Here is a 3,068-nt window from a genome sequence, read left to right as displayed (position 1 = left end):
GTTCAACCCTAGGGCGCAGATGGAGGCGGGCAAGGCCTGAAAAGATTATCTTTTTTTAATTACACATTGTCGCAGGGCGGTCCTAGCCTGCCGCCCGGGCCGAGAACCGCCGGCGATGAATCCCCCCTCATCGCGACGCGACGGAACCGGACGGCCCAAGGCTGGAAGGCAGGCGGACAACCGCCGCCTCCCTCTACAAGAGGAGACGCGTGATGCGCTCTTTCACTCCCAAGACCTCGCTTAGAACTGCAACACTCACGGCGCTCCTCATCGCCGTTCCGCTTGCCGGCGCCTATGCCGCGGGCCATCACAAGGGCGCTCTCGACGCGACCGATCCAACCGATATGACTGGCCCGCGTGTCGAGGCGCTTATCCAACAGGTGCAGGGCGTCCGGCAGGGCATCGTGGACGCAAGACAGGCCAACAACATCACCCCGGCTGTGGCGGAACGCCTGGAAATGCGCACGGCCCACATCAGTCAGGCGGCAGAGAAAGTCGCCGCCTCCGATCACGGCAGGATACCGGCCGCGCAATACCATGATCTGCTGCGCCGTCTCGACAATGTCGACCAGCGGCTGATGATCGACACCGGCAGCGGCTTCATGATCGGCGACGGCGCCGACGGCGGCAATTACCCGAACGGCTGAGGCCATAGCGCCCGAAACGGTCCAAGAGGAAGGAACCGCCTGGCGCCTTCGAGAGCGATCCCGCGGGCGTCCTTTTTACCAGCCGAGCAATACCGCGATCAGGGCGATCACCGCCGGCACGGTCTGGATGAACAGGATCTTGCGCCCGACCGTTGCCGCGCCATAGAGGCCGGCAATGGCCACGCAAGCCAGAAAGAAGACCTTGACCTGGAACCCGGCCGCACCAAGGTATAGCCCCCAGATCAACCCGGCGGCGAGGAACCCGTTATAAAGTCCCTGATTGGCCGCGAGCACTTTCGAGGCACTGGCGAATTCCGGGGTCAGGTTGAAAGCCTTGTGCCCGCGCGGCGTGTCCCACAGCACCATCTCCAGATAGACGATGTAGGCATGGATCAAGGCCACCAGCCCGACCAGGATGTTGCCGATCATTTTTTCCCCCTTGATGTGTTGCCGGCAGCATTTCATGCGCGGCCTCGCCTGCGCAAGGTGCATTTGCCGGACGGCATCCGAGGGTTGCCAACGCTTTTGCGTTGGTGTCTTTTCGCGCCGTCCCAATCACGGAAGTCGCCATGTCCTTTCAGAAACTCGACGACCTCGGTCACAAGCTCGAAGCGCTCGAGCATGCGCTGGCCATCCTCGGTGCCGATGAGGCCACGCACATGGCCGTCGGCGGCGGCGAGAAGCGTGCCGAGGCGATGTCGGCACTGGCCGGCATGTATCACACCAGGGCAACGGCGCCCGAGATAGCAGACTGGATCGCCGCGGCCGAACAGGAAGCGCTGGGGGAGGAGCAGCGCGCCGCCGTCTCGGAACTGCGGCGGCAATACACCAACCTGACCTGCCTGCCGGTCGAATTCGTCGAACGCCAGACGACCGCGCGCATGCGTTGCGAGCAGCTGTGGCGCGGCCTGCGCGCCAAGAACGACTGGGCAGGCTTCCAGCCGGCGCTGGAAGGCGTCGTGGCGCTGGTGCGCGAGGAGGCGGCGCTGCGTGCCGATGTGCTCGGCCTGGCCCCCTATGACGCGCTGATGGAGCAGTACGACCCCGGCAACCGCACCGCCGACATCACGCCTGTGTTCAGCGACCTGAAGGCTTTTCTGAAAAGTTTCGTGCCGGAGGCGCTGGCGATCCAGGACGCACGGCAGCGCAAGCGCCCGCTGAAGCCGCTTTCGGGCACCTATGCGATCGATCGGCAGCGCGAGCTCGGCCTTGCCATGATGACGGCAGTCGGCTTCGACCTGACGCATGGGTCGCTGTCGGTGTCGCACCACCCTTTCTGCGGCGGCGTGCCGAGCGACGTGCGTATCACCACCCGCTACAAGACGTCCGACTTCCTGTCGGCGCTGATGGGCGTGCTGCACGAGACCGGCCATGCGCTCTACGAACAGAACCTGCCCAAGGCATGGTCGCACTGGCCGCTCGGCAAAGCGCGCGGCATGGCCGTGCATGAAAGCCAGAGCCTGTTCGTCGAGAAGCAGCTAGGCCGCAACCCGGCCTTCTGGCGCTGGGCGCTGCCAGTGGTTGAAAAGCATCTCGGCGAAGCCTGGTCGCTCGACGACATCCTGCCGCACGTGCATCGCGTCGGACGCGGCCTGATCCGGGTCGATGCCGACGAGGTGACCTATCCCCTGCATGTCATCCTGCGCTACGAACTGGAACAGGAACTCGTCTCGGGCCGGCTGGAGGTGGCCGATCTGCCCGAAGCCTGGGACGCCAAGATGCGCGACTACCTCGGCCTTTCCACCATCGACAACCCAGCCGACGGGCCAATGCAGGACGTGCATTGGCCCGGGGCAGCTTTCGGCTACTTCCCCTCCTACACGCTGGGCGCGATGATGGCAGCACAGCAATGGGCGGCGCTGACGCGGGAGCATCCTGCCGCCGACGAGGATCTCGCCAAAGGCAATTTCGAGGCGATCAACGACTGGCGCCGCCAAAAAATCTGGTCACAGGGGTCACGCTGGTCGACGCCGGACCTGCTCGAACGCGCCACAGGCGAAAAGCTCAACGCCACCTATTTCGTGAACCATCTGAAACAGCGCTATGGAGCCGCATAGCGGCTGTCGCCACAGCGCCAGATCTGCCTATTCCGCCGCGCCCCTGAAAGCACTGGCGCCGGTTTCGAACTGCAGCTTGGCCAGCCGTGCATAGATGCCGCCCTTGGCGACAAGGCTTTGATGCGTGCCTTCCTCGACGATCGAGCCCCCATCCATGACCAGGATCCTGTCGGCCTTCAGCACCGTTGCCAGGCGGTGGGCGATGACGATCGTGGTGCGGCCCTGCATCAGCCGTTCCAATGCCGTCTGCACCAGCGTTTCGCTTTCGGCGTCGAGTGCCGAGGTGGCCTCGTCGAGCAACAGGATCGGCGCGTCGCGCAAGATGGCACGGGCGATCGCAACCCGCTGGCGCTGACCGCCTGAC

Annotated in this window: 4 protein-coding genes; 2 read left to right on the top strand and 2 right to left on the bottom strand. The window is 64.6% G+C overall.

Annotated elements, in window-relative coordinates; all coding sequences use genetic code 11:
- The first annotated feature begins 212 nt into the window (after positions 1–212).
- On the top strand, positions 213–647 hold the full coding sequence (locus tag EN969_RS24065; RefSeq protein ID WP_027162534.1) for a hypothetical protein: 435 nt from the start codon (positions 213–215) through the stop codon (positions 645–647).
- A gap of 75 nt (positions 648–722) precedes the next feature.
- On the opposite strand, the gene EN969_RS24060 is transcribed toward EN969_RS24065, so the two are convergent.
- Complete coding sequence (locus tag EN969_RS24060; RefSeq protein ID WP_063169204.1) at positions 723–1,076, bottom strand: DUF1304 domain-containing protein; 354 nt, start codon at positions 1,074–1,076, stop codon at positions 723–725.
- A gap of 140 nt (positions 1,077–1,216) precedes the next feature.
- On the opposite strand from EN969_RS24060, the gene EN969_RS24055 reads away from it, so the two are divergent.
- A complete protein-coding gene (locus EN969_RS24055) occupies positions 1,217–2,704 on the top strand; it encodes a carboxypeptidase M32 (RefSeq protein ID WP_013529120.1) in 1,488 nt (495 codons plus the stop codon).
- Positions 2,705–2,731: 27 nt separating this feature from the next.
- Here the strand turns inward: EN969_RS24055 and EN969_RS24050 are convergent.
- A partial coding sequence (locus EN969_RS24050; protein WP_127313099.1) for an ATP-binding cassette domain-containing protein occupies positions 2,732–3,068 on the bottom strand: 337 nt, incomplete at its 5' end.

It is taken from the genome of Mesorhizobium sp. M7A.F.Ca.CA.003.01.2.1, from assembly GCF_003998945.1.
Lineage (GTDB): Bacteria > Pseudomonadota > Alphaproteobacteria > Rhizobiales > Rhizobiaceae > Mesorhizobium > Mesorhizobium ciceri.
This window is presented reverse-complemented; position numbering and strand designations above follow the sequence as displayed.